The sequence below is a fragment of the Nostoc cf. edaphicum LEGE 07299 genome (genome assembly GCF_015207245.1).
Taxonomy (GTDB): Bacteria; Cyanobacteriota; Cyanobacteriia; order Cyanobacteriales; family Nostocaceae; genus Nostoc; species Nostoc edaphicum_B.
The window spans coordinates 1-3019 of record NZ_JADEXF010000826.1 but is presented as its reverse complement, the minus strand read 5'-3'; the positions used below and the strand labels follow the sequence as shown (position 1 = coordinate 3019).

5 protein-coding genes are annotated in these 3019 nt (G+C 44.2%); 1 reads left to right on the top strand and 4 read right to left on the bottom strand.

The features are described from left to right. Nucleotides 1–122: 122 nt before the first annotated feature. The 4 genes from IQ229_RS21255 to IQ229_RS21240 form a co-directional block, all read right to left on the bottom strand. On the bottom strand, nt 123–479 hold the full coding sequence (locus IQ229_RS21255) for a hypothetical protein (RefSeq protein WP_194047120.1): 357 nt from the start codon (nt 477–479) through the stop codon (nt 123–125). Continuing rightward, nucleotides 460–810 (bottom strand): DUF5674 family protein, encoded by a 351-nt coding sequence (locus IQ229_RS21250; protein ID WP_194047118.1) that lies wholly within the window; start codon nt 808–810, stop codon nt 460–462. The genes IQ229_RS21255 and IQ229_RS21250 overlap by 20 nt, the downstream gene beginning before the upstream one ends. Nucleotides 811–895: 85 nt before the next feature. Next, on the bottom strand, nt 896–1804 hold the full coding sequence (locus tag IQ229_RS21245; RefSeq protein ID WP_194047116.1) for a hypothetical protein: 909 nt from the start codon (nt 1802–1804) through the stop codon (nt 896–898). A gap of 151 nt (nt 1805–1955) precedes the next feature. Then, entirely contained in the window at nt 1956–2201 is a 246-nt protein-coding gene (locus tag IQ229_RS21240; RefSeq protein ID WP_199345100.1) for a helix-turn-helix domain-containing protein, read from the bottom strand. Nucleotides 2202–2453: 252 nt separating this feature from the next. On the opposite strand from IQ229_RS21240, the gene IQ229_RS21235 reads away from it, so the two are divergent. Continuing rightward, complete coding sequence (locus tag IQ229_RS21235) at nt 2454–2963, top strand: hypothetical protein (RefSeq protein ID WP_228013626.1); 510 nt, start codon at nt 2454–2456, stop codon at nt 2961–2963. Nucleotides 2964–3019: the final 56 nt, after the last annotated feature.

The window sequence follows — 3019 nt, the reverse complement described above, 5'->3', positions numbered from 1 at the left end:
GAGGCGGGCAACGCAAAAAAACTTTCAACAAGTGCCATATCCAAAATGAATTATTTGTCTAGAAACTATAAGTGATTGCTCATATTTTTTACAAAATCTAGAATACCGCAATGATTAAAGTTTTAGATAGATTCGGACAACAACCCTGACATATCTAATACTTGTTCTGACCAAGCACTAGCTTGCTCGGACATATTTCTGCGGTGGCTATCATCAGACCAAATACTATTAAAAGTTAATCTCCATCGTGCCAGTTGAACTTGAATGTTAACCAGTTCTTCAGCATATTCAGGTTCAATTTCTGCTGCCGTCCATTCAATAAAACATATAGTTTCATCCGCCACACTTTCAACAGCTTCTTTATAAGCGCTGTTACAAAATGTTCTAATCCTCGCTAAATTGGAAGCTATGTGTCCTAAGCGAATTGATGTATTTTCACTTTGAAACCGTGTTTGTTTTTCATCTAATTTCTGGTTCATATCCACCAATTAACTCCTGAGCGATTTGTTTAACACGTTCACGAATTGCTGGGTCTTGAATTAGCATTGAGCGATTATTTTGACTTGGGCGAATGTTAATAATCGATTCATAGGCGATTGATTGGTTAAAAGGAGTCCAATCCGCACCCCAGATATCTCGTTGTCTACTACCGTCTTCAAGCAATGCTGCTTCACAAAAAGCGTGTTTCTCTCCTCCTCCAGCTAAAATCCCTCTTTCTATATCTACTGCCACTTTAATGTAAACTCGCAAGGTTTGCAGCATTAACTCCACTTGTTCGAGAGTTGCTCTTTCCCTAATAATCAGTACCAAAATCTCACCCCTACCTGTATAAATGCACAAGTCAAAATTCTACTTTGTAGAATCCCTTGAATACCAAAATTAATCACTTGCAGCATTATGGTATGATTTCCAACTCCAGAAGACTCAACACTTTCTCTTCCAAATCCGTCAAATAAGCCCGATTCAGCTTCCCCAGCGACTCCAAAAACCTCTGCACCGACTCCTCCAGCCCACCCCAATACACCCGATTAATGCGATCGCAAATCACCTGCATCTGCTGACACTCCGCAGGGAGGTAATTGTAAGATTTGAGGTGCTGCAACCCAACCGCGTACTCTCCATCCCAGATTTTGACAGTGCAACTAAACTCATTTACTTGGCTGACAATCCCCCAGCAGCTACCTTTGCCTCTGAGTTCTGGATTGTCTTTGACTACGATTTGGCACACTTCCTCCAACTGGTAGGTATTGGGTACTTGGGTACGCTCCATGATGCGCTGCACAACATCTTTCACGATTCTACCAGTCGGCACTTTCCCGCCAGCAACTTCTACTGCTCTTAGCCATGCTTCCTGCTGTTCATGGGGTTCAAGCTTTGTTATGGGTCGAACTTGTCCCTCTGCTGTGGGCAATTTGTGATCAAATTGATCACAAATTTCAACCAAGTTATCAAAAACAACAGCCGCATCCATTAAAAGATAAGACTGGCGACGACTATGCCCAAAGCGATCGCGACAATAATCCTCAAACGTGCGGTGACTTGAACGGTAAAGCCGACGATCGCGCAATTCTGCCAGTGCCTTACCTGCCTCAAAAAACGCCCGCTCCACTTTCCTCTCCAGATGTAGGCGATCGCTTTGCTCCTCTTGGGTCAACTCTGTTACTTCAACAGCACTAACTGTAATTGTTGCTGAACTTGGATCTACTTGCTGGGAGATATCCTCGTTTGCAGAGTTAGCTGCTGAAGCTGAATCGGTAGATGCGCCAGAGGTGGCTTTGCTGCGTCTAGAAGGTGGTTTAGGCATGATTCCACCTTTCTAGTTCAATGAGATTTTCTCAGAGTCAACTGCAACGTAAATTTTGGATGTAACTGATAACTGCATAGGCGTAGCCCAACCCAGGCACCGCTTCTCTAATAAGACAAAAGGAAAAGTAAGAGGATTAATAGTATGAAGGTCAATCATCAAACTGTACCCCTAAATCTACACCCAGCACCTCTTCAATTTTCCGAAGAGTTTCTTCTGCAACACCACCTAAAACAGCTTCCGCCTCTAACTGATACCAATAGTTACGAGATATTCCAACTTCTTTGGCCATCTGTGTAACTGGCCGCCCCCTAGCTTCTCTAGCCTGTTTGATGCGATCGCCCAATCCAGGAACATCAACTTCTAGCTTAATAATCCGTCTTACTTTCACAGTCATAATTCCAATTCTAAAAGTATATGTTAATTGTCAACTAAACAGTTGACAACGTGTTAATTAACAGACCCCGACGAACAAGCCCTCGCCCAAGCCGAACTCGACCACTTCATCGCTGACCAAGCCCAAGCAATTGCTCCTGAACCCCTCAGAATAGTCGAAATCTCGTTTGACCATCACGAATATTACGCTGATGACAAACTGGTAGCCAGCATTAGCTATGACGACAACCACCTAACCCAACGCTGGGTAGTCATGGTAAACGATAAAGAAGTATTTCGTGCCAACACTCTAATGCGTTGCGATCGCTTCATCTGCACTCGCTACAAAGATGGCACACTACCTGTGCAAGAAGAAGCAGGGGGGCAGGGAGCAGGGAGCAAGGGAGAAGAAATTTCCCCCCTGCACCCCGCACCCTGCTCCTTGTCCTCTTCTACGACCGAAAACTACATCATGGCGCATATCTTCAACGAGTGCCAGAATTATGGGTTTGAAATTCTCGACGATGGCATTTACAACAACAACGGCGTGAAACTGGGGCAAGTCGGATGCACTGACGGTAACTGGTGGGTGAAAAGGCGTTATTCACGTCAGCAGCAGTATTCTAACTCCGTGTTTGATGCTGTGCGATCGCTGTCGATGGTGGACGTGTCTACTGATAGTAAATCCATTTTTGATGAATATTTTTTAGATCAGCCGTTAGAACAGCTAACTGGCGATAAATTGCAGCGCCTGCTGGAAAAAGCGGAGTTAGTAACAGCGTAAGTCTTGGGCTTCGCCTGGGAAAAGGTTAAAGGTATTGGTTAAAGGTAAATTTCTTC